Below are 21,198 nucleotides of genomic sequence, written 5' to 3'. Positions count from 1 at the left end.
AAGCCCTGCGTCATTCGTGGATATAACTAGGCATTTTGCAAGTCGATTCGTTGCGTGCCGGAAACGCATTTTCAGACGCTGCGCGCGGTAACGCACGATAGCGAAAGGCAATTCGCGATGCGCGGTGGCTTTGGGTATCGTTAATGCTCAGATTAACGCCGCGTCCGCGATTGACTTGCGCGTTTTACTGTCGTGAAACTGGAAAGATATTTCCATCGCAAGAAAAACTAAATCGCCGATGCCGTATGGCGACGACGCGCCGTGGTGGGCGTTTTTTTGATCGCCTACGCTGGCCAATGTGAATGGAGATATCGATATGGATTGCGAATCCGTGCGCGCCGGACGGGGGTGCGTATGACGCGTGCCGACGAACCCGCCGTACTCGATTCGGCCCGGCGGCCCGTGGTCGCGCCCGTGCGTCACGATAGCGCGCATGCGCCCGCGCCCGAACGCGCGGCGCTCGCGTCGAAGCGTGCCCGTTCCTTTTCTCGCTTGCGGGCCGATGCCGCACGGCTGCGTCGCGCGCTCGCGGTGTCGACGTGTGTGATGGTCGCGTGGTCGCTGTTCGAAGTGCCGTGGGAAATCGACCTCAGCAGCAGCCGTGAGCAGACCGCTGCCGTCATCGCATCGAAAACCATGTTGCTGCTGATCGCGGCCCTGTCGATGCGCGGACGGCGCTGGGCGCGCTATCTGTTGCTTTTCATCTGCCTGACGAGCGTGCTGGCGATCGGCCCGGAATTGCCGGCGGAGTTCGATCGCGCGCCGTGGCTGGCGTTTCTGTCGAGCGTGGAATGTTTCGCGAAGCTGGCGGTTTTGCTGTTGCTCGCGCTTTATCTGCGTTCGGGGTCGAAACCGCTACCGCTGCGCGAACCCGGCTGAGCCCGCCGCTCCTGACCGACAAGCCCGCCTCGCGCGGGCTTTTTCACACGCCATGCAGCGTGCGATGGCACAATTAATCACGATTGCCCCGCAACGACGACGCAAGGGAGACCACCCGAGTTGGCACAATTGGACCTCGACAATCCGTTTCTCGAAGCGCTCGGCGCGACACATACCGTATGGCGCGCGGGCTACGCCGAATTCACCATGCCGATTCACGCCGGCCATTTGAACCGGCAACGCATCCTGCAAGGCGGCGCGATCGCCACGCTGCTCGACGCGGCTTACGGCTACGCGGGACTTTTCACGTCGGGCACGGAGCCGGTGCACGGCTTCACGCTGTCGTTGACGGTGAATTATCTGGATCGCGGCATCGGCGACAAGGTGGTGGCCAAGGGCTTTCTGGAGCGCGCGGGCCGCTCGGTGTATTTCGCGCGCGGCGAGGCCTGGGTCGACGATCGCGTGATGATAGCGAGCGCCCAGGGCACCTTCAAATACGCGCGCTGATCGTCGTTCATGGCACTCCGCAATCTGCTGCGCCGGCTCGATCTCACCACGCTGCAACTGTTTCTCGCCGTGTACGAGGAAGGCACGCTGACACGCGCGGCGGAGCGCGAGGCGATTGCCGTGTCGGCGGCGAGCAAGCGGCTGCTCGAACTCGAACAGGCGGTCGGCGCAACGCTGTTCGAACGCCGGGCGCGCGGCATGGAGCTGACGCCCGCGGGCGAAACGCTGCTGCATCACGCGCGCCGCGTGTTGCGCGATGTCGAGAATATCGGCATCGAACTGGCGGAACATGCGAGCGGCGTGCGCGGCTACGTGCGGATGATGGCGAATCTGTCCGCCATCGTCGAATTTCTGCCGGAAGATCTGCGCGCCTTCAGTTGCGAGCACGAGCAGATCAAGATTGACCTGGAAGAGCGGCCGAGCGGCGGCATTGTCGAAGGTGTGGTCGATCTGGGCATCTGTTCCGGCGATGCCGACACGCGCGGCCTCGAAACCGCGCACTATCGCCACGACCGGCTCGCGATCGTCACGCCGGGCGATCATCCGCTCGCCGCCCGCGCGAGCGCGCCTTTCGCCGATACTCTCGATTACGACCACATCGGCCTGCATTCGGCCAGTTCCATCAATATGCGCACGCATCTGGCCGCGCGTCAGGCAGGGCGCGCGCTGCGCTTGCGCATCCACATGCCCGGTTTCGACGCCGTGTGCCGCATGGTGCAGGCCGGCATGGGCGTCGGCGTGCTGCCGCTGCAAGTGTTCGAAGCGATGGGCCGTCAGCTCGGCCTCGCCGCCGTGCCGCTCGAAGACGACTGGGCGGCGCGCAGCCTGATCATCGTCGTGCGCGATTCGAATGCGCTCTCGCCGGTGAGTCGCTTGCTGTTCGATCACCTGCGTTCCGTGGAAGCGCGCGAGGGCTGAGCGTTCGCGTTTGGCGAACGATCCTTGCCGAAATGCGGTTGGACGCGTGCGAGCGTTCGCCAATAAGCTTGTCTCGACGATTCATATAGACGGAGACAAGTGGCATGAGCGGACCTCTCAAGGGCATTCGCGTGATCGAAATCGGTACGCTGATCGCCGCGCCGTTTGCGGCGCGCATGATGGCCGAGTTCGGCGCGGAAGTCATCAAGATCGAAACGCCCAATGGCGGCGATCCTCTTCGCAAGTGGCGCAAGCTGCACGAAGGCACCTCACTCTGGTGGTATCTCCAGTCGCGCAACAAGAAGTCGGTGTGCGTGAACCTCAAGTCGGCCGAAGGCGCCGACGTCATCAAGCGGCTCGCGAAAGATGCCGACGTCGTCATCGAAAACATGCGTCCCGGCGCGCTCGAAAAGCTCGGCCTCGGCTGGGACGTTTTGCATGCAATCAACCCGAAACTGACAATGGTGCGGATCTTCGGCTACGGCCAGACGGGTCCGTACCGCGATCGTCCGGGCTTCGGCGCGATCGGCGAGGCGATGGGCGGCATCCGCTACACGACCGGCGACGCGGAAGGTTTGCCCGCGCGCGTCGGCGTGAGTCTCGGCGATTCGCTGGCGTCGCTGCACGGCGTGATCGGCGCGTTGATGTCGCTGTTGCGCGTGAAGACCGGTCAGGGCGACGGGCAGGTCGTCGATGTGTCGCTGGTCGAGAGCGTCTTCAATCTGATGGAAAGCTTGATCCCCGAATACGACCTGCTCGGCCATGTGCGCGAACGCAGCGGCGGCGCATTGCCGGGCATCGCGCCGTCGAATATGTATCGCACGGAGGATGGCGGCTTTGTCGTGATCGCGGGCAATAGCGATCCGATCTACAAGCGTCTGATGCAGGTGATCGGCCGTCCCGATCTCGCCGACGATCCCGCGCTCGCGCAAAACGACGGCCGCGTGAAGCAGAGCGCGATGCTCGATGCCGCCATCGACGCCTGGACCTCGCATCACTCGATGGACGACGTGCTCGCGACGCTCGAACGTGCCGAAGTGCCGTCGGGCCGCATCTATTCGGTCGCGGATATCGTCGGCGATGCGCATTATCAGGCGCGCGAGATGTTGCTCGACGCCGACTTGCCCGGCGGCGCATCGGTGAAGATGCCGGGCATCGTGCCGAAGCTCTCGGAGACGCCGGGCGAAGTGCGCTGGCAAGGACCGACGCTCGGCGAGCACACGCATTCGGTACTCGAATCGCTCGGCTTCGATGCCGACGAAGTGGCGCGTCTGCGCGCCGAAGGAGCGGTGCAATGAATTTTGAATACAAAGAACCGCTGCTGGTTCAGGAAGTCGCGTCGCGCGACGGTTTGCAGATCGAGACGCAATGGGTCGAGACGGCCGACAAAATCGCGCTGATCGACGGTTTATCGGCGTGCGGCTTCACGCGTATCGAGGCGGGCTCGTTCGTATCGCCGAAAGCGATTCCCGCTTTGCGCGACGGCGATGCCGTATTCAACGGCATCGCGCGCAGAGAAGGCGTGATCTACGTCGCGCTCGTGCCGAAAGTGAAGGGCGCGGAACGCGCGCTTGCCGCCAACGCCGATGAGCTGAACCTCGTGATGTCCGCGAGTCAGACGCACAACCGCGCCAATATGCGGATGAGTTGCGAGTTGTCGCTGGCGGGTTTCGGCGACATTGTGCGGCTCGTCGATGGCATTCAGCATGCAAAAGTCTCGCTAAACGCCACGGTGGCGACGGCATTCGGCTGCCCGTTCGAAGGACGCATCGACGAGGATCGGGTCGTGTCGATCGCGCGCGCGTATCGCGAGATGGGCATTGCGGGCATCACGCTCGCGGATACGACCGGCATGGCGAATCCGCGTCAGGTTGCGCGGCTCGTTTCGCGCGTGCTCGAACACGTTTCCGCCGCCGATTTGACGCTGCATTTCCATAACACGCGCGGTCTCGGCCTCGCCAACGTGCTCGCTGCCTACGATGCCGGCGCGCGCCGCTTCGATGCCGCGCTCGGCGGCCTCGGCGGCTGTCCGTTCGCGCCGGGCGCATCGGGAAACATCTGCACCGAAGACCTCGTGAACATGTGCGACGAGATGGGCATTCCGACCGGCGTCGATCTGCAAAAGCTGATTGCGTTGTCACGCACGCTGCCCGCGCTCGTCGGGCATGAGGTGTCGGGGCAAGTGGCGAAAGCCGGACGCAACTGCGATCTGCATCCCGTGCCGGAATACGTGCTGACGATCTGACATCACCAAACGAATACAAAATACCAGGAGACAACCATGAGCGACCTAAGCGTAGGCGCGGCCGACAAGCCGCAAGTGCTGGAGAACACGGCGGAGATCATCCGCAAGGTAGCGTGGCGGCTGATGCCGCTCATCATGCTGTGCTATTTCTTCGCGTTCTTCGACCGCATCAATATCAGCTTCGCGAAGTTTCAGATGCAGAGTTCGCTGGGCCTGTCCGATACGGCATACGGCCTCGGCGCGAGCCTGTTCGTGATCGGCTATGTGTTGTTCGAAGTGCCGAGCAATATGCTGCTCTACAAGGTCGGCGCGCGCCGGTGGATCGCGCGGATCATGATTTCATGGGGTATCGCGACGGCGCTGATGGTCTTCGTGCAAACGGAGTGGCAGTTCTACGGGCTGCGCTTCATCATCGGCGCCGATGGAAGCGGGCTTCGCGCCCGGCGTGCTGTATTACCTGACGCTGTGGTTTCCGGCCAGCTATCGCGGACGCATCACGTCGCTGCTGTTTCTCGCGTCGGCGTTTTCGGGACTGTTCGGCGCGCCGCTGTCGGGCCTCGTGCTGGGGCATATGAACGGCGTAGCGGGCATCGCGGGATGGCAATGGCTGTTCCTGCTCGGCGGCATGCCGTGCATCGTGCTGGGCATCGTGGTGCTGGTGGTGATGAAAGATCGCGTCGATGACGCCGCGTGGCTCACGAGTTCCGAGAAGGCTTATCTGAAGAGCCAGATTGCGACGCAAAGCCAGCACACGGACACCGGCCACTCTCTGTTCGGCGCGATCAAGACCCCCGGTTTCCTGATGCTCGGCCTGATCTATTTCCTGATTCAGGTCGCATCCTACGGCCTCAATTTCTGGGTCTGGGCGCCGCATCTGATTCGTGCGGCGGGCACGTCGAATCCGACCATCATCGGCTTGCTGACGGCGGTGCCGTATATCTGCGGCGCGATCTGCATGGTCGTGGTGGGGCGCATGTCGGATACGTCGGGCGAGCGTCGCAAGTTCGTGTGCGCGCTGCTGTTGATGGCCGCGGCGGGCTTCTTCGCGGCAGGCGTGTTCGACAAGCAGACGACGCTGCTGATCGTTGCGCTGGGCGTGATGGGCGCGGGCGTGATCGCATCGATTCCGGCGTTCTGGGCGCTGCCGCCGAAGCTGCTGACCGGCGCGGGCGCGGCGGGCGGCATCGCGCTGATCAACACGCTCGGGCAATTGGGCGGCATCGTCAGTCCCGTGATGGTCGGGCGCATTCGCGACGTGACCGGCAGCACGACGCCCGCGCTTTACGCGATCGGCGCGATGAGCGTGCTGTGCGCGTTGCTGCTGATATATGGACTGCCGCAGTCGCTCAAGCAGCGGGATCATTCGGAGCACGGCGTCTGAGCGTAAAAAAACGCCCGGCGGGAATCGATCCCGCCGGGCGTTGGCATTTTGTGTAATGCATGCAATCCCGCGCACGCGGAATTTTGCATGCAAAATGTAAAACGTATCAGCCCGTCATCATCGCTCGGCAATGCCGCGCAATCTGCCTTTCCTCTTCCGTCGCCACCACGCGATGCCGCGCGCCGAGAAACTCCAGTCCGCGCAATACGTCCGCACGAATCGCCTCGCTGTGTTCGCCGATGCCGCCGCTGAACACGATCAGATCGATCCCGCCCAACGCGGCCGCATACGCGCCGATGGTCTTGCGAATCGCCATGCAGAACACGTCGATGGCCAGCGTCGCGTCGGCGTCGCCGCGATCGCGGCGGGCGAGCAGCGCGGGCATATCGTCGTCGGATGAGGAGAGCGCTTTGAGGCCGCAGTGCTTGTTGACGAGCGCCTCGACCGCGCCCGCATCGAGCGATTCGTGGCGCAGCAGATGAATGATCACGCCCGGATCGAGATCGCCGCTGCGCGTGGCCATCGGAATGCCGCCGGTCGGCGTCATGTCCATCGAGGTATCGACGGAGCGGCCGTCCTTCAGCGCGCACAGACTCGCGCCGCTGCCCAGATGCGCGATCACCGTGCGCGGCGCCAGCTCCGCGCTGAGCGACTTCACGATGGACTCATACGACAGCCCGTGAAAGCCGTATCGCATGACGCCGCGCGCCTTGTATTCGCCCGGCAACGCATAATGCGTGGCGACTTCGGGCATCGTGCGATGAAACGCCGTATCGAAGCACGCATAATGCGGCGCGTCGCTGAACATCCCGCGCGCTTCGTCGATCAGCGCAAGCGATGCCGGCAGATGCAAGGGCGCGAACGGCACCGCATCGCGCAAGGTCTGTTCGATCTCGGGCGTGATTTCGCCATGCTCACGCAGATGCGGCCCGCCATGCACCACGCGATGCCCGACCGCCGCGAGCGGTTCATGCAAGTGCTCGCGCAGGACATCGGCGATGCGCTGCAAGGCGTCGTGCTGCGACTCCATCAGATGATTCTGCGCGATATCGATCGAGCCGTCATCGGAGCGAATCGCGAGCGTGCCGTTCTCGCGTCCGATACCTTTCGCGCTGCCGGACAGCCACGCGTGCTCGTCGCCGTCGCGCGGCAAAAACACGCCGAACTTCAGCGACGACGATCCGCTATTCAACACCAAAATGCCTTGTTTCATGGGCTCAGGCCTTCCAGGTCCAGGCGCGGATTTCCTCGCGGTCGATGCCTTCCTCATGCGCATATCGCACGGCTTCGATCTGCTGATTCTTGAGCGAGTCCTTGGTATGCGCGGCGCTATTGCGGATGCGCGGAACGCGATCGATCACGTCGATGGCGAGCGAATAACGATCCACGCCATTGATGATCGCCAGTTCGAACTGGCGTGTTGATATTGCCGCGCTCGCGATAGCCATGCACATGCATATTCGCGTGATTGGTGCGGTTGTACGTAAGCTTATGCACCAACGACGGATACGAATGGAAGTTGAAGATGACCGGTTTGTCGCGCGTGAAAATCGAATCGAAGTCGCGATCGGACAGACCGTGCGGATGATCGGTATCGGGCATCAGCCGGAACAGATCGACCACGTTGACGAAGCGAATCTTCAGGTCGGCGCAATGCTGCTTGAGGATCTCGACTGCGGCGAGCGCTTCCATCGTCGCGATATCGCCGGCGGAGGCGATCACGACGTCCGGCTCATGTCCCTGATCCGTCGATGCCCAATCCCAGATACCGATGCCCTTCGCGCAATGCACGATCGCATCCTGCATGCTCAGATATTGCAGATGCGGCTGCTTGTCCGCGACGATCACATTCACGTAATCGTGCGTGCGCAGACAGTGATCCGCCACGCTCAGCAGACAGTTCGCATCGGGCGGCAAATAGATGCGCACCACGCCGGGACTTTTATTGGTGACGACATCGAGGAAACCGGGGTCCTGATGCGTGAAGCCGTTGTGATCCTGACGCCAGACGAGCGAGGTGATCAGCAGGTTGATCGACGGCACGGGCTGTCGCCAGTCCAGTTCGTTCTTGGCTTTTTCGAGCCACTTGGTATGCTGGTTGAACATCGAGTCGATCACATGCACAAAGGCTTCGTACGTCGCGAACAGGCCGTGACGACCGGTCAGCACGTAGCCTTCGAACCAGCCTTCGAGCGTGTGTTCCGAGAGCATTTCCATCACGCGTCCGTCGATGGACAACGCGCCGCCATCCGCATCTTCGGGCAAGGTCTCGGCGAGCCAGCGCTTGTCCGATGCTTCGTACACGCCGTCGAGTTTATTGCTCGCGGTTTCATCGGGGCCGAACAGGCGAAAGCGCGTCATGTTGCGGCGGATCACATCGCGTAGGAACGTGGCGAGCACGGCCGTCGGCGATTGATACTCGCTCGCGGCATGCCTGAACTCGAACGCGTACTCGCGGATATCCGGCAGATCGAGCGATTGACGCAACACGCCGCCGTTCGCATGCGGATTGGCGCTGATGCGACGCGTGCCATCGGGCGCGAGCGCGCGCAGTTTTTCGATCAGCGTGCCGTTCTCATCGAACAGTTCTTCGGGCTTGTAGCTGCGCATCCATTGTTCGAGCACCGCGAGATTTTTGCGATTGGTCGCCGGGTCCGCAATCGGCACCTGATGCGAGCGCCAGAAATTTTCCACCTTGTGGCCGTCGACTTCCTTCGGACCGGTCCAACCCTTCGGCGATCGCAGCACGATCATCGGCCAGCGCGGACGTTCGATATCGTCGGGATGCGCGCGCGCATGCGTCTGAATCGCGCGGATATCGGCGATACAGCGCTCCAGCACGGCCGCCATGCGCTGATGCATCGCCTCGGGCTCGTCGCCTTCGACGAAATGCGGCGCGTAGCCGTAGCCCTTCATCAGCGCTTCGAGTTCGTCGTGCGGAATGCGCGCGAGAATCGTTGGGTTGGCGATCTTGTAGCCGTTCAGATGCAGAATCGGCAACACCGCGCCGTCCGTCGCCGGATTGAGAAACTTGTTGGAATGCCACGAGGTCGCGAGCGGACCGGTTTCCGCTTCGCCGTCGCCGACCATCGTCGCGACGATCAGATCGGGATTGTCGAACGCCGCGCCGAACGAATGCGACAGGCTGTAGCCGAGTTCGCCGCCTTCGTGGATCGATCCGGGCGTCTCCGGTGTGCAGTGCGAGCCGATCCTGCCAGGCGATGAAAACGCGCGGAACAGCTTCAGCATGCCGCGCTCGTCGGCGCTGCGATCGGGATAGATTTCCGAGTAATGGCCTTCGAGATACGCATTGGAGAGCGTCGCGGGCGCGCCGTGGCCGGGACCGGAGACGAACATCACGTTCAGATCGTCGCGCTTGATCAGCCAGTTCAGATGCACCCACACGAAGGATTGCCCCGGATCGGAACCACAATGTCCGAGCAGACGCCGCTTGATGTGCTCGGCCTGCAGCGGTTCGCGCAACAGCGGATTGGCGCGCAAGTAAATCATGCCGACCGAGAGGTAATTGCAGGCGCGCCAGTACGCGTGCATATCGGCGAGCAGTTCGGTGCTCAATGGCGTGCCGGCCGGAATCGTGCCTTGGACGTCGTCGTTCAATTGCTTCTCCTTGCGCAGTGAGAATGGGTCGAGCGTCGTGCGTGCGGCGGCGAATGCGTCGTGGCATTCGCGGTGAGATGTCTATGATCGGAAAGCTTCGTGGCGCTTTGTTGGCAAGCGCCGAATACGTTCGGCGTGCGTGCGGCATTTATTGCGCGTGGCCCTTGAAGCAAGCGCGATGCCGCGAAGAAAAGGGCTTGAAAACACGCCGCGAACATCATACTTGTGTTGACGCGGCCGTGTTTTGACGATCGTTAAGTCTTTTATTCCAAAGCGGATTGACCGATGTCGTAATCCATTTGCAGGGCTTTGTGATCTTCCCACATGCCGATGTAATGCACCATGAAGCTATCCGGCCGCCGGTAAATCCACGGCGTATTCCATTCGATGAACGACGACACGCGCGCGGGATCCCAATCCGGATGCTGACTGAACTGGCGGCCGAAATAGAACTGATCGCCCTTGTTCGCGTAGACGGAGGATTTGTCGTCGAGCTTGGCGCAGTCGTCCAGCAAATAATGGAACGCGTCGTAGCTGGGTTGCGTGCGGCGGAAACCCATGATGCCCGAGTTGAACCACCAATTGCCGACATCGCGCGCGAAGACGGCATCGCGACCGTCGACGATGGATTCGAGTCTGCGGTCCATGTCGTTGAAGAGCACATCGGCATCGACCCAGAAAGTCCATTCGTGATGCGGCAAGTATTCGCGCAGCAACGCGGGCTTGAGCCAGTTGCCGGCGGTCTTGCCGTCGTTCAGATGCGCGGGAATCTCGCGATGCACATAAAGCGTGTAGCCATGACGCTCGCAATACCGCCTGAAATTGGCCTCGGCGATGCGCCCGTAACTCGCCACATTCGGCGTATAAAGCGTGACGATGGCAAGCGGCTGGCCGGGATTCACGATGCTGAGCGGCCCGTCATCGGGAAGCGGCGGCGTGGCGAAGGACATCAGCGGCAAGCCGCGCGTGGTGCGGTCGTTGACGTGCTCGATCAGCGCCTTGCGAAAACGCCGGTGATGCCGGTCGTCGCGAACGCTGAGTGCGAAGGCGTGCTTTTGGACCAGTCGATCGTGCCACGGTTGGTCACGCTGCTGCCGTAGTCGGCTCCGGTCAGGTCCGCGCGCAAGGTGAGATTGCCCGCGCCCGTGTTGCCGATCGTCGCCATCGGCCCGACGATCACCGAATAACCGGAGTTGACGGACAGCGATGCGTCGCCGGTCCAGCGCATCGTCTGCTCGAGCGTGACGTCGCCGTTCGATCCGTAGAGCATCAGCGAGGTGCCCTGATTCAACTGCTTCAGCAGCGTCGCGGCCGTGGAAGGACCGACGTTGAACACCGGCGTGGTGATATCCCACATTCCGGCATGGATGTCCGCGTTGTCGAGATGGAGCGCGTTGCCCATCGTCTCCACGGTGCCGCCGCTGCCGTCGGCGTTCCTGGCGTAGATCGCATCGTGCACGTGCGCCCGCCGTACCCTTGTTGGCGACGAGCCAGACATGGCCATCGCGCAAGGACGTGCCGGTGGCCCGCATGGCCGAGTTGTTGCCCGCGAGCGCGAACACATTGCCGTCCGCCGCCTGCAACGCGATCTGCGCCGCCGTGATGCTGCCTTTGTTGACGGCGTCGCCGTGGCTCGTCGAAGGCTCGATATAGAGTTGCGGCGAGTACGTCGAATCGCGCAAATACACCTCGTCGGCGGTCGCGAGTTCGGCGGAGCCGTTCGGCGCGCTGATGGTGCCGTCGTTCTCGGCGAGCGTGCGCGAGATCAGCAGCACGTCGCCGAAGGTCGAACTGATCTTGCCCTGGTTGACGACGGCCCCCTTTCCGCTGCCCGCGAAATCGATGGTGTCGCCCTGCATGAAGCTCGCGTTGCTAACATCGATCGCGGAGGCGACGAAGCGTCCGCCCGTCGTGACCACGCCGCTCGTGCCGATCACCACGCCTTGCGGATTGACGAGATAGAAGCTGCCGTTGACGGAGAGCCTGCCGTCGATCCGCGAGATGTCCGAGCCCGTCACGCGCGCCAGCGTTGCACCGCCCTCGTTGTTGATCACCACGGTGGCGCCGTTGCCGATCGAAAAACTCTTCCAGTCGATGATGCCGCGCGGCGTCGACTGATACACGGAAACCGACGGCCCCGAAGGCGTGATCGTTCCGCTTCCCGCTACGAACTGTCCGCCTTGCGGAATGACCGGCGTTGCATGAGCGGCGGTGGCGCAGATGCCCGCGACGAGCGGTACGAGCAAGGACAGAGGCCGCAACGGGAAGCGTCGAAATTGCCGAACGTAATGCGAGTGCAGGCTGCGCATGAGCCCTCCAGATAAGTATTTGTTGTTGGTCGCTTGTTGATCCGCAAACGTTTGCCCGAATCGCGAGAGCCGGAAAGATCTGAAAAGGTGCGGCAGGCGCGCAGATAGTAAATGCTCACAACAAAGCCTTATGTGGGGTGTCGCACATAAGGCGTTTCGACCTGAATTAACAAGCGCCGTGACGCCGGACCAGCGTGTGCCCCACGCGTCCCAAAATTCACCTTGACAGACACTCTTACGATACATATCTTTAGATATGTTTTACGACATATCCAAAGGAGTGTTGTCATGAGATCCAAATGCTTTCACCGCGGCCGAGACGACACGTTCGGCCGCTTCGGTTTCGACTTTCCCTTCGACGCACCGCGCTGGGCCGAGCGATTCGCCTTCGAGCGTTGGGGCATGATCGGCCGTCATCGACACGGCGGCGGTGGCCGCTTCGGTGGTGATCCTGGCGGCCCCGGCGGCATGGGTGGCATGGGTGGCATGGGTGGCATGGGTGGCATGGGCGGTTTCGGCGAGGACGGCATGATGCCGCGCGGCCGCAAGTTTTCGTCGGACGATCTGCAACTGCTGCTGCTCGCCATGCTCGCGGAAGCGCCGCGTCACGGTTACGAACTGATCAAGGCGCTGGAAGACCGCTCGAACGGTTTCTACGCGCCCAGTCCCGGCATGGTGTATCCGGCGCTGACCTATCTCGAGGAACTCGGCTATACCACCGTCGAACTCGAAGGCAATCGCAAGCGTTATGCGCTGTCCGATGCCGGCCGCGAGTACCTCGCGACGAATCGCGAACGCGTCGACATCATGCTCGCCAAGCTCACGCACTTCGCCCGCAAGATGGACCTCGTGCGCCGCGCCTATATGGGCGAGGACGTCGAGGAGCAACCGGGCGACGGCGGCTGGGTGCCCGAGCTGATTGCCGCGCGCCGTGCGCTGAAACGCGCGCTGCTGCTGCGCACCGATGCATCGCAGGACGAGCAGCGCCGCATCGCCGCGATCCTCGCCCGCGCCACCGCCGAGATCGAGCAGAACGCCGATCCGAAACAGCCTTAAAGACAATAAGCCTTAAAGACATCAGGAGCGACACGACGATGACCGAATCCACCGCATCCGTGCTGCAAGACCGGCCCGAACTCCAAGTCACGCGCTCAAGTTCCGCCTGCTCGAAGTGACGCGCGTCGAGCGGCTCAATCCGCATTTCGTGCGGGTGACGCTCGCGGGCGACGCGCTCTCCGACTTCGAAAGCGCCTCGTTCGACGATCACGTAAAGGTGTTTTTCCCCGCGCCTGGCGAAACGAAACCCACGGTCCCGACGGCCGGCCCCAACGGCCCGGTCTTCGATCCCGCCAAGCCGCGTCCGATCGCGCGCGATTTCACGCCGCGCCGCTTCGATCGCGCCGCCCGCGAACTCGACCTCGATTTCGCGCTGCACGACGCCGGCCCCGCCACCGAATGGGCGATGCAGGCCGCGCCCGGCCAGTTTCTCGGCATCGGCGGGCCGCGCGGCTCGTTCGTGATTCCGACGCAATTCGACTGGCATCTGCTGATCGGCGATGAAACCGCGCTGCCCGCCATCGCCCGTCGTCTGGAGGAATTGCCCGCCGGGACGCGCGTGGCGACGCTGATCGAAGTCGCCGATGCCGACGCGCGCATCGAGTTCGACACGCGCGCCGATCTCTACGCGCAATGGCGCTATTGGAACGGAAGCGACCATCCGGGCGGCGCACTGCTGCTCGCGCTGCGCAAAACCTTCGTGCCCGAAGGCGACGGCTATGTCTGGGCCGCCGGCGAAGCCACGCTGATGCGCGCGGTACGCCAGCTGCTGTGCGAAGAGCGCGGCGTCGATAAAAAGCGGATCCGCGCGTCCGCGTACTGGAAACGCGGCGAGCAAGGCGTGCACGGCACCATCGACGATTGAGGCGCGATCACGCCGACGTCGGCCACTCGATCACGCGTGCGTTCTGCGGCGCGCGGTCGGTCGCGATCAACACATCGCATCGGGCATGGCGGCTCACGATCGCGCGCACATGATGAATGCCGAGCGCGAGCAAACCGCGCCGCCGTGTGCCGAGCACGACCAGATCCGCGCCGAGCAGCGCCGCGATATCGGCGATCACGCGCGCGACGCTGCGGCCATCGCGCGTGCGGGTGCGCCAGTCGGCTTCGATGCCGGCATCGCGAAGCATCTTTTCGCTATGGCCGCGAATCGCCAGCGCGAGCTGATGCGTGATCGCGCGCGTATCGCAGGCGCTTTCGGCGAACGGGCCGGACCACCATGGCGTTTCGTCGATGACATGCAGCACGGTCAGACGCGCCTTCGCGCGCCGCGCGCGATTGATCGCGACCGACAACGCCGCTTCGCTGAAACTCGGTCCGACGGCGACGAGAATATGCCTGATCATGATCTTTCCCTCCGACGATGCGCTGTGTAAGTGAAGGCATCATCCGCGCGAAGAATTAGCGGCGAGTGAGCACGGAGCACGCGCCGCGCGATAAATTAAACTGATACCGCCGCCCTCTCCGCGCCCGACTTCATGAACCCTCGCGAACTGCTCAATCTCGCCTATCTGCGCGCCTTCCGTCTGGTCGCGCAGACCGGCAGCGCCACGCGCGCCGCCGCCGCGCTGTTTCGCGCGCAATCGGCCGTCACGCGATCGTTGCAGGAACTGGAAGCGGCGGTCGGCGAAACGCTGCTGGAGCGCCGTCCGTCCGGCATGCTGCCGACGCCCGCCGGACGCGCCGTTTTGCAGCGTTGCGAGCGCATCTTCGCGGAACTGGAAGAACTCGGCCAATGGTGCGCCGCGCGTCAGTCGCGACGTCGCACGTCGACCGGCGGCGCATTGCCCGCGTTTCTGCTCAACACGCGCCGGCTGCAACTGTTCTCCGCGCTCGCGCGGCATCGGCACATGCCGAGCGCCACGCAGACGCTCGGGCTGAGCCAACCGGCCGTCAGCAGCGCGATCCGCATCATGGAGACGGGCGCGGGCATGCAGTTGTTTCATCGCAGCCCGCGCGGGCTGTTGCTGACCAGCGAAGGCGAAACCTTCGTGCTGCATGTGCGTCGCGCGCTGAACGAGCTGCGGCATATTCCCGACGATCTCGCGGCCCTGCGCGGCACGATTCAGGGCGACGTGACGGTCGGCTCCTTGCCGCTCGGACGCACGCTGATCCTGCCCGGCGCGATCGCGCGGGTCGCGGCGCAATATCCGGGCGTGCGCATCGTCACCGATGAAAGCGCGTATGAAACGCTCGTTGCCGGTTTGCGCGCGGGCGATATCGATTTCGTGCTCGGCGCGCTGCGCCCCAACGATGCATCGAGCGGACTCGCGAACGAACGGCTCATGTCGGAAGACATGGTGGTGATCGCGCGGCGCGATCATCCGCTGGCGCAAATGCGCGGCTTGTCGCTTAAGGAGTTGAGTTCGGCGCAATGGGTCTTGCCGCGCAGCCACGCGCCCGCGCACGGCATGTTCGAAGCGCAGTTCAAGCGCTGGAAGCTCAAGCCGCCGATGCCGACCGTCGAAACCGCCGATCTCGCCGTCATTCGCGGGCTGCTGACGCATACCGACATGCTCGCCGCCGTATCGGCGCAGCAATTGCACTATGAATGCGAATCCGGACAGATCGTCGTGCTCGATATCGCGATGCAGAACACGCGGCGCGATATCGGCCTGACCTTGCGCGCGGGCGGCACGCCCTCGCCGGCCGCGCGCGTGCTGATCGACGCGATTCGCCTGACGGTGGATCAAGTCAATCACCCGGCGCGCGTGAATACCATCGGCGATTGATTTTTTCCGTAGCGGCGTGGGAATAAATCGCGTGCCGGAACTGTTAGCGCATCAAGAGCCTGAAAAAGCGATGCGCCCATCATGCGTGAAACCCTCGCCCGACGAAATATCCATGCCCTCGATGCACCCGACGCGCTCGACGCGCTCATCGGCGGCACCTGGCCGTCCGCCTCCCGCGACGGTCATCGCGCCGCGCGGCTGGTGCACGGTGCAGCTCGGCGCATTGCTGTTCGCGATCTTCGGCGCGTGCCTGAACGCGGCGCACGTCCCCGCCGACACGCTCGACGCGGCGGCCGTCATGGCGCTCACGCAAACGGCTCGTCAGCGCACGGCCGAACACAAGCCGAATATCGCGCACGATCCGCATTTTCTGCAACTCACGCCGATCGGTCTCGAATTGATCGATACGCGCAGCCGTCGCCCCGGCGCGTTCGAGCGTATCGACGAATACGTGTATCGGAACGCCGAAGGCGATGCGATCGCGCTGCTGATCACGCCCGATCCGCTCGCCGCCGATGCACCGCACTGGCGCGCGCGACGCGTGGGCGACTTGCGTCTGCTGTCCTGGACGCTCGACGGCAAGCGCTACGTGCTAGCGGGCCAGGCGAGCACGAACGGCCTGATGCGCGCGGCCGACGCGCTCACGTCGCCCTGACGCGCGATGGATGCGATGGACATTCGCGATCAACTGATGGAGCATATGCCGCGTCTGCGGCGTTACGCGCGCGCTGCTGAACAATCGCGAGCTCGCCGACGATCTCGTGCAGGACACGCTCGAGCGTGCCCTGTCGCGCGCCGCGATGTTCCAGTTCGGCAGCGATCTGCGCGCGTGGCTCTTCACCATCATGCATAACGTCTTCGTCAATCAGGTGCGCCGCGCGTCGGCCCGCGCGCAGCACGTTTCCGTCGATAGCGATGAAATGAACGAAAGCGATTTCGCGGTCCCGAGCACTTCGAGCCATTCGCTCGAAGTGCTCGATCTCGACTACGCGCTGCAACGTCTGCCCGACGATCAGCGCGAGGTCGTGCTGCTGATCGGGCTGGAGGATATGAGTTACGCCGAAGTGGCATCGGCGCTGGAGATTCCGATCGGCACGGTGATGTCGAGACTGTCGCGCGGACGCGAACGGCTGCGCACGCTGATGTCCGGCACGCAGCCGCACGCCAGACTCAAGGTGGTGCGATGAACGAGCGACCGCTGCCGATCAGCGAGGAAGAAATTCACGCCTATGTCGATGGCGCGTTGTCCGGCGAACGTCGCGCGCAAGTCGAACGCGCGATCGAAATGAATCCGGCGCTGGCCGCGCGCGTCAGCGATTATTTTTCGCTGAACAATATGTTCCATGAGCGCTACGATCGCGTGCTCAGTGAGCCGGTGCCCGAGCGTCTGCGGGTCGTGAAGCAAACGCGCTGGCCGCGGTTTGCGGGTATCGCGGCGGCGCTCGTGCTGGGCATCGGTATTGGCATCGGTGCAGGCGGCGTTATCGGCACGCGCGTGCCTGGTCTATCTGTCAGCGATGCGAACGATGTCACTGAAGGCTTCGTGCGACAGGCCGCACTCGCGCATGTCGTGTATATGCCCGCAGTCGATCGTCCGGCGGATATCGGCCGCGATCGCGAGCAGGATTTCGTGCGCTTTCTGACCAATCGGCTCGGCACCGACGTGCATCCGCCGATGCTCTACAAGAACGGTTTCGAACTGATGGGCGGCCGTCTGCTGCCGGGCGACGACGGTCCCGTCGCGCAGTTCATGTATCGCGATGCGAAGGGCGAACGCGTGACCTTGTGCATTTCGCATCGCAAGGTCAGCGCGAATACGACAGCGTTCAAGCTCTATCAGGATGGCCCCGTCAACGTGTTCTACTGGGTCGACGGGGATTTCGGTTATGCGGTGTCGGGCGGCATCGACCGTAAGACGATGCTGGAACTCGCGCATGACGTCTATGCGCAACTGACAGCGACGACGCCCGGCTGATTGGCTTACTCGGTGCTCATCGACTGCTGCGTCATGCGCGGAAAACTGCGCCGCACCTTCGACACGTTCAGCCCCGCTTCCACGCGCGGAAACTTGCGGCATTCCACCTGCATCTTTCTCGCGGGCGCTTCTGCGATGAAGTTATCGATCAGCTCGCGCACATCCGGATCGGCATCGCCTGCGGGCGCGACGCGGCGGGGAAAATTTCCGCCATGTGCGGATCGGTCGTGAATTGCGAATACGGCCCGGCCAGCCCGACCATGCCGCGCAACGACGCCTTCGACAACCCGTCGGCCTGAAGATACTGCGGCGCGGTCGCGACCATCGCCGCGATATGCGCGCCCGCCGAATGGCCCATGATGATCATCCGCTCGGGATCGCCGCCGAATTCGTGCGCATGCTGATGCGTCCATCGAACGGCGGCCGCCGCGTCTTCGATAAAGCCCGGAAAAACGGTCTGCGGATACACGCGATAATCCGGCGCGAACGTCACGATGCCGTGCGCGGCCAGCGTCTGCGCGATCGGCCGCGACGCCTTGCGCTGTCCGCCTTGCCAGCCGCCGCCGTACAGATACACGACGACCGGACGCGCGCCGCCGCTGTCGACTTCGGGCGCGTAGACGTCGAGCACCTGGCGCGCGTGATCGCCGTAGGGAATGCCGTCGGCGCGCTGGTCTTTCAGGCTCGCGCGCACGCGCAGCGTGCCGATGGCCGTCGCGCCCGCAACGAGCCCGGCGGCCACGAGCAAACGCCGTCTGGTCGAAATGGTCATGGTGTCCCCGTTGATCCGATGCGGCCGCGCGGATGCCGCGCTGTTGCCGATGCCCGCGCTATGTCCGACGCAGCAGCGCGAGGTCGTCGCCGTCCAGCCAGCGCCATGCGCCTTCGGCGAGCGTATCAGGCAAAGCATAACCGCCGACGCGCTTGCGATGCAGTTTCTCCACCCGGTTGCCCGCCGCCGCGACCATGCGCTTCACCTGATGATATTTGCCTTCGAGCACGGTCAGTTCGAGCAGATGCGTATCGCGCCGTTCGGCGCCGAGCGCCGCGCTCGGCTTGCTTTCGCCGTGCAGCAGGACGCCGTCGCGGAGCTTGGCGAGTTGCGCGTCGTCGAGCGGATGTTTGAGCGTCGCCAGATAGACCTTCGGCACCTTGCGCTTGGGCGAGGTGAAGGCGTGCACGAACGCGCCGTCGTCGGACAGCAGCAGCAGGCCGGTGGTGTCCTGATCGAGCCGCCCGACCGCCTGCACGCCGCGCTCGACGAGTGGCGGCGGCAGATGAAACACGCTCAGATGATGCTGCGGATCGCGCGAGCATTCGTAGCCCGGCGGCTTGTTCAGCGCGAGATACGCTTTCTCGCGATACGTCCACGTCCGGCCGTCGACGTCGAAGTCGAGCGGCGCGGCGATATCGACGTCGGCATGCGGATCGTCGCGCACGATGCCGCCGATGCGCACACGGCCTTCGGCGACGATGCCGCGGCACTGGCGGCGCGACCCGAAGCCTTGCGAGAAGAGGAGGGTTTCGAGGTCCATCGGATGAGCGGAAGGTGAAGCGCGCATTTTAACAAGCCGCACGCGTCGTCCCGATCCATCCGATGCAGGCAAAAAAACGCCGTCCGCGCGAGGCGGACGACGCGAGCGGGCGATGCGCTTACGGACAAGACGGCGTCCGTGGCCGGCATCATCGCCCGGGGAAGCGGATGCGCTATTGCATGTCGATGCAGCCGTACACGCCATCGGCCTCGAAATTCGGCCCGGCGGCGAAGAACAGCGTATTCGACGGCTGCGCGTTCAGGTTGTTGCCGAAGGCGATGCCCCACAGCCCGCGCTGCACGAGCGGCGTGCCGTCGCTGTTCATCAGCTGGCCGACGAAGGCGCCGGTAGTCGGATCGAAGGCGTCGATGGTGCCGTCGCCGAAATTGCCGACCAGAATCGTGTTGCTGAAGGTGCCGAAGTTGCCCGGCGCGAGCGCGACGCCCCACGACGCGTTCAGCTGGCCGTTCTGCGCGAAGCGCTGCAGCAGCGTGCCGTCGACATCGAACACGTCGATGAAACCGTTGCCCGCGCCGGGCACGTCGTCGTGCATGTCGGCGTCCTGCTTCGCGTAGGTCACGAAGATCTTCGCGCCGATCGTCTGGATGCCGAACGGTGCGAAACCGGCCGGGATCTGCGGATCGCGGAAACCGCCGGATACGGTGATCGGCGTGAAGGTGGCGTCGAACACGTCGATCTTGTTGTTGTGGAAATCGCTTGCGTAGAAGCGATGGCCGCTTGCCGTCGCGGCGATCGCGAGGCCCTTGTAGACCGCCCCGGACGCGCTCGAATCGGCGACGGTGAAGGCGTGCGTCGTGTCGACGGCCGGCGCCCACGCCGTGATCGAGCCGCCTTCGCCCGCGAAGATGAACGCGGCCGTGCCCGATTTGCCGTTGCGCGCGATCGTCACGTCCGCGCCGTTGTTGAACACGATGCCGGTCGGATTCGCCGGGCCGCTCGCGGTCGCGGGGATCGACACGACGAGCGACTGCACGACGCCGTTGCCGTCGTAGAGCGTCGCGGTCTGCGAGCCGTTATTCGCGACCCAGACGAAGCCCTGCGGATTGAACGCGACGCCCCAGGCGTTCTTCAGATTCGGGTCGGTGTGGGGCGCGGCGATCGCGCCATCGGACACGACGGCCGTGGCCTTGAAGCGCGTCGGCGACAGCATGCCGCCGTCGGAACCGCCACAGGACGCGAGGCCCGTCAGGGTCGCGGTCAACGCCACGACGATCGCGGCACACGAGCGCGCGCGGCTCAACAATCCGTTCTGCATGATGATGTCTCCTCGACGCGCCAGCGCCGTCTGATCGATCGTCACCACAAAACGGATGTGCTCGTGCCCTTATTCCGCGTCAAAGTCGCGGCAATGCCGGTGCCATTCCCGACAGCTTGTATCGGATGCCGTCAATGCGCGTCGCCGCGCCCCTTCGCGACCATCGGCACGCTCAGGCCGAACAGCGTGAAGGCCTTGCCCTCGCTGCGTTCGCGCGTCGATGTGCTGTGCTTCTGACCGACGCTCCAGCGTCCGTCGAAGGTCATCGCGGGCGAGACGGGCATGGGCATCGCGCTGGCCTGACGGAAGACGTCCTCGTTGGCGTCGTTCTGCACGGCCATCGCCTGACGCAGCACCGTCTGCGCTTGCGCATTGCGCGGATCGAGCGATACGGCTCGACGCGCGTTACGCACCGCGCACGATGCTTCCTGCTTCAGGTTGCAGGCGCGCGCGCTGGCGATGGCCGTATCGCGGGCGCGTTCCTGCTTCGCCAGATCGGCGGCGATTGATTTGCTGGATTTCGGTGCTGCGCGCTTCGCTGCCGCGCAACGAGCGGATATGACGACGCGCGGACGACAGATCGCGCGCCGCCAGCGATTGCTCGGCCGCCGCGAGCGTGCGCTCGAATGCTGGCGACGGGGTTTCTTTTGCTTCCGCTTTCTGTGCGACGGCGGGTTTGTCGATGGACGCGACTGTCGTCGGCGCTTGGCGCTTCGGCGGTTGCGTCGTGGCGACTCGCGCCGTGACAGAAGGCTGCGCGCTGT

At 63.9% G+C, this 21,198-nt stretch carries 19 protein-coding genes and 4 pseudogenes; 12 read left to right on the top strand and 11 right to left on the bottom strand.

The features are described from left to right. Positions 1-147: 147 nt before the first annotated feature. Positions 148-297: a hypothetical protein gene (locus tag BVER_RS32295; RefSeq protein WP_198155145.1), complete on the bottom strand. Its 150-nt coding sequence runs from the start codon at positions 295-297 to the stop codon at positions 148-150. 57 nt (positions 298-354) lie between these two features. Here BVER_RS32295 and BVER_RS03055 point away from each other — a divergent pair, with 57 nt between their 5' ends. The 6 genes and pseudogenes from BVER_RS03055 to BVER_RS03030 all read left to right on the top strand — a co-directional run bounded on the left by BVER_RS03055 (position 355) and on the right by BVER_RS03030 (position 5,930). Next, positions 355-879, top strand: a complete 525-nt coding sequence (locus BVER_RS03055) for a hypothetical protein (RefSeq protein WP_157055906.1) — start codon at positions 355-357, stop codon at positions 877-879. A gap of 120 nt (positions 880-999) precedes the next feature. After that, positions 1,000-1,386 (top strand): PaaI family thioesterase, encoded by a 387-nt coding sequence (locus BVER_RS03050; protein WP_050452031.1) that lies wholly within the window; start codon positions 1,000-1,002, stop codon positions 1,384-1,386. A gap of 9 nt (positions 1,387-1,395) precedes the next feature. After that, the gene (locus BVER_RS03045; protein WP_050452030.1) at positions 1,396-2,304 is read left to right on the top strand and encodes a LysR family transcriptional regulator; all 909 of its coding nucleotides are present in this window, start codon (positions 1,396-1,398) and stop codon (positions 2,302-2,304) included. 104 nt (positions 2,305-2,408) lie between these two features. Then, complete coding sequence (locus BVER_RS03040; protein ID WP_050452029.1) at positions 2,409-3,602, top strand: CaiB/BaiF CoA transferase family protein; 1,194 nt, start codon at positions 2,409-2,411, stop codon at positions 3,600-3,602. Beyond that, positions 3,599-4,549, top strand: coding sequence for a hydroxymethylglutaryl-CoA lyase (locus tag BVER_RS03035; RefSeq protein ID WP_050452028.1), 951 nt, complete (start codon positions 3,599-3,601; stop codon positions 4,547-4,549). Before BVER_RS03040 ends, BVER_RS03035 begins: the two co-directional genes overlap by 4 nt. 36 nt (positions 4,550-4,585) lie before the next feature. After that, a pseudogene (locus BVER_RS03030) lies at positions 4,586-5,930 on the top strand (MFS transporter). 106 nt (positions 5,931-6,036) lie between these two features. Here BVER_RS03030 and BVER_RS03025 read toward each other — a convergent pair. The 3 genes and pseudogenes from BVER_RS03025 to BVER_RS29775 form a co-directional block, all read right to left on the bottom strand. Beyond that, complete coding sequence (locus BVER_RS03025; protein WP_050452027.1) at positions 6,037-7,143, bottom strand: acetate/propionate family kinase; 1,107 nt, start codon at positions 7,141-7,143, stop codon at positions 6,037-6,039. Positions 7,144-7,147: 4 nt separating this feature from the next. Continuing rightward, a pseudogene (locus tag BVER_RS03020) lies at positions 7,148-9,482 on the bottom strand (phosphoketolase family protein). Between the two features lie 329 nt (positions 9,483-9,811). Beyond that, positions 9,812-11,857: a two-partner secretion domain-containing protein gene (locus tag BVER_RS29775; protein ID WP_198155144.1), complete on the bottom strand. Its 2,046-nt coding sequence runs from the start codon at positions 11,855-11,857 to the stop codon at positions 9,812-9,814. A gap of 288 nt (positions 11,858-12,145) precedes the next feature. On the opposite strand from BVER_RS29775, the gene BVER_RS03000 reads away from it, so the two are divergent. Next, positions 12,146-12,913, top strand: a complete 768-nt coding sequence (locus BVER_RS03000) for a PadR family transcriptional regulator (RefSeq protein WP_198155143.1) — start codon at positions 12,146-12,148, stop codon at positions 12,911-12,913. A gap of 55 nt (positions 12,914-12,968) precedes the next feature. Then, positions 12,969-13,778 (top strand): siderophore-interacting protein, encoded by an 810-nt coding sequence (locus BVER_RS02995; RefSeq protein WP_370444175.1) that lies wholly within the window; start codon positions 12,969-12,971, stop codon positions 13,776-13,778. Between the two features lie 7 nt (positions 13,779-13,785). On the opposite strand, the gene BVER_RS02990 is transcribed toward BVER_RS02995, so the two are convergent. Continuing rightward, complete coding sequence (locus BVER_RS02990) at positions 13,786-14,262, bottom strand: universal stress protein (RefSeq protein ID WP_050452022.1); 477 nt, start codon at positions 14,260-14,262, stop codon at positions 13,786-13,788. Positions 14,263-14,394: 132 nt separating this feature from the next. Here BVER_RS02990 and BVER_RS02985 point away from each other — a divergent pair, with 132 nt between their 5' ends. From BVER_RS02985 to BVER_RS02970, 4 genes and pseudogenes are all read left to right on the top strand, one after another. Next, a complete protein-coding gene (locus BVER_RS02985) occupies positions 14,395-15,648 on the top strand; it encodes a LysR family transcriptional regulator (RefSeq protein WP_050452021.1) in 1,254 nt (417 codons plus the stop codon). A gap of 112 nt (positions 15,649-15,760) precedes the next feature. Continuing rightward, positions 15,761-16,303: a hypothetical protein gene (locus BVER_RS02980; protein WP_050452020.1), complete on the top strand. Its 543-nt coding sequence runs from the start codon at positions 15,761-15,763 to the stop codon at positions 16,301-16,303. Between the two features lie 15 nt (positions 16,304-16,318). After that, positions 16,319-16,835: pseudogene (locus tag BVER_RS02975) on the top strand (RNA polymerase sigma factor). Then, positions 16,832-17,623 (top strand): anti-sigma factor family protein, encoded by a 792-nt coding sequence (locus BVER_RS02970; RefSeq protein WP_050452019.1) that lies wholly within the window; start codon positions 16,832-16,834, stop codon positions 17,621-17,623. Before BVER_RS02975 ends, BVER_RS02970 begins: the two are co-directional and overlap by 4 nt. A 5-nt stretch (positions 17,624-17,628) precedes the next feature. Here BVER_RS02970 and BVER_RS31125 read toward each other — a convergent pair whose 3' ends face one another. The 6 genes and pseudogenes from BVER_RS31125 to BVER_RS32290 form a co-directional block, all read right to left on the bottom strand. After that, positions 17,629-17,784, bottom strand: coding sequence for a hypothetical protein (locus tag BVER_RS31125; protein WP_157055905.1), 156 nt, complete (start codon positions 17,782-17,784; stop codon positions 17,629-17,631). Beyond that, a complete protein-coding gene (locus BVER_RS02965; RefSeq protein WP_050452018.1) occupies positions 17,772-18,395 on the bottom strand; it encodes an alpha/beta hydrolase in 624 nt (207 codons plus the stop codon). The genes BVER_RS31125 and BVER_RS02965 overlap by 13 nt, the downstream gene beginning before the upstream one ends. 58 nt (positions 18,396-18,453) lie before the next feature. Then, positions 18,454-19,158, bottom strand: a complete 705-nt coding sequence (locus BVER_RS02960) for a pseudouridine synthase (RefSeq protein ID WP_050452017.1) — start codon at positions 19,156-19,158, stop codon at positions 18,454-18,456. 172 nt (positions 19,159-19,330) lie between these two features. Continuing rightward, positions 19,331-20,434, bottom strand: coding sequence for a TIGR03118 family protein (locus BVER_RS02955; RefSeq protein ID WP_050452071.1), 1,104 nt, complete (start codon positions 20,432-20,434; stop codon positions 19,331-19,333). Between the two features lie 131 nt (positions 20,435-20,565). Continuing rightward, a complete protein-coding gene (locus BVER_RS02950; protein WP_050452016.1) occupies positions 20,566-20,847 on the bottom strand; it encodes a hypothetical protein in 282 nt (93 codons plus the stop codon). Beyond that, a pseudogene (locus tag BVER_RS32290) lies at positions 20,840-21,198 on the bottom strand (hypothetical protein); the annotation flags it as partial. The gene BVER_RS02950 and the pseudogene BVER_RS32290, both read right to left, overlap by 8 nt.

It is taken from the genome of Candidatus Burkholderia verschuerenii, from assembly GCF_001189365.1.
In the GTDB taxonomy this organism is placed as follows: Bacteria; Pseudomonadota; Gammaproteobacteria; order Burkholderiales; family Burkholderiaceae; genus Caballeronia; species Caballeronia verschuerenii.
Note: the sequence above shows the minus strand (reverse complement) of the source record. Positions and strands in the feature narration are given on the sequence as shown.

What these genes read in the sequence shown, in the direction of transcription:
- BVER_RS03055 (WP_157055906.1), top strand. Translation starts at nt 355, where the DNA reads ATGACGCGTGCCGACGAACCCGCCGTACTCGATTCGGCCCGGCGGCCC.
- BVER_RS03045 (WP_050452030.1), top strand. Translation starts at nt 1,396, where the DNA reads ATGGCACTCCGCAATCTGCTGCGCCGGCTCGATCTCACCACGCTGCAA.
- BVER_RS03040 (WP_050452029.1), top strand. Translation starts at nt 2,409, where the DNA reads ATGAGCGGACCTCTCAAGGGCATTCGCGTGATCGAAATCGGTACGCTG.
- BVER_RS03035 (WP_050452028.1), top strand. Translation starts at nt 3,599, where the DNA reads ATGAATTTTGAATACAAAGAACCGCTGCTGGTTCAGGAAGTCGCGTCG.
- BVER_RS03025 (WP_050452027.1), bottom strand. Translation starts at nt 7,143, where the DNA reads ATGAAACAAGGCATTTTGGTGTTGAATAGCGGATCGTCGTCGCTGAAG.
- BVER_RS29775 (WP_198155144.1), bottom strand. Translation starts at nt 11,857, where the DNA reads ATGCGCAGCCTGCACTCGCATTACGTTCGGCAATTTCGACGCTTCCCG.
- BVER_RS03000 (WP_198155143.1), top strand. Translation starts at nt 12,146, where the DNA reads ATGAGATCCAAATGCTTTCACCGCGGCCGAGACGACACGTTCGGCCGC.
- BVER_RS02990 (WP_050452022.1), bottom strand. Translation starts at nt 14,262, where the DNA reads ATGATCAGGCATATTCTCGTCGCCGTCGGACCGAGTTTCAGCGAAGCG.
- BVER_RS02985 (WP_050452021.1), top strand. Translation starts at nt 14,395, where the DNA reads ATGAACCCTCGCGAACTGCTCAATCTCGCCTATCTGCGCGCCTTCCGT.
- BVER_RS02980 (WP_050452020.1), top strand. Translation starts at nt 15,761, where the DNA reads ATGCCCTCGATGCACCCGACGCGCTCGACGCGCTCATCGGCGGCACCT.
- BVER_RS02970 (WP_050452019.1), top strand. Translation starts at nt 16,832, where the DNA reads ATGAACGAGCGACCGCTGCCGATCAGCGAGGAAGAAATTCACGCCTAT.
- BVER_RS02965 (WP_050452018.1), bottom strand. Translation starts at nt 18,395, where the DNA reads ATGACCATTTCGACCAGACGGCGTTTGCTCGTGGCCGCCGGGCTCGTT.
- BVER_RS02960 (WP_050452017.1), bottom strand. Translation starts at nt 19,158, where the DNA reads ATGGACCTCGAAACCCTCCTCTTCTCGCAAGGCTTCGGGTCGCGCCGC.
- BVER_RS02955 (WP_050452071.1), bottom strand. Translation starts at nt 20,434, where the DNA reads ATGCAGAACGGATTGTTGAGCCGCGCGCGCTCGTGTGCCGCGATCGTC.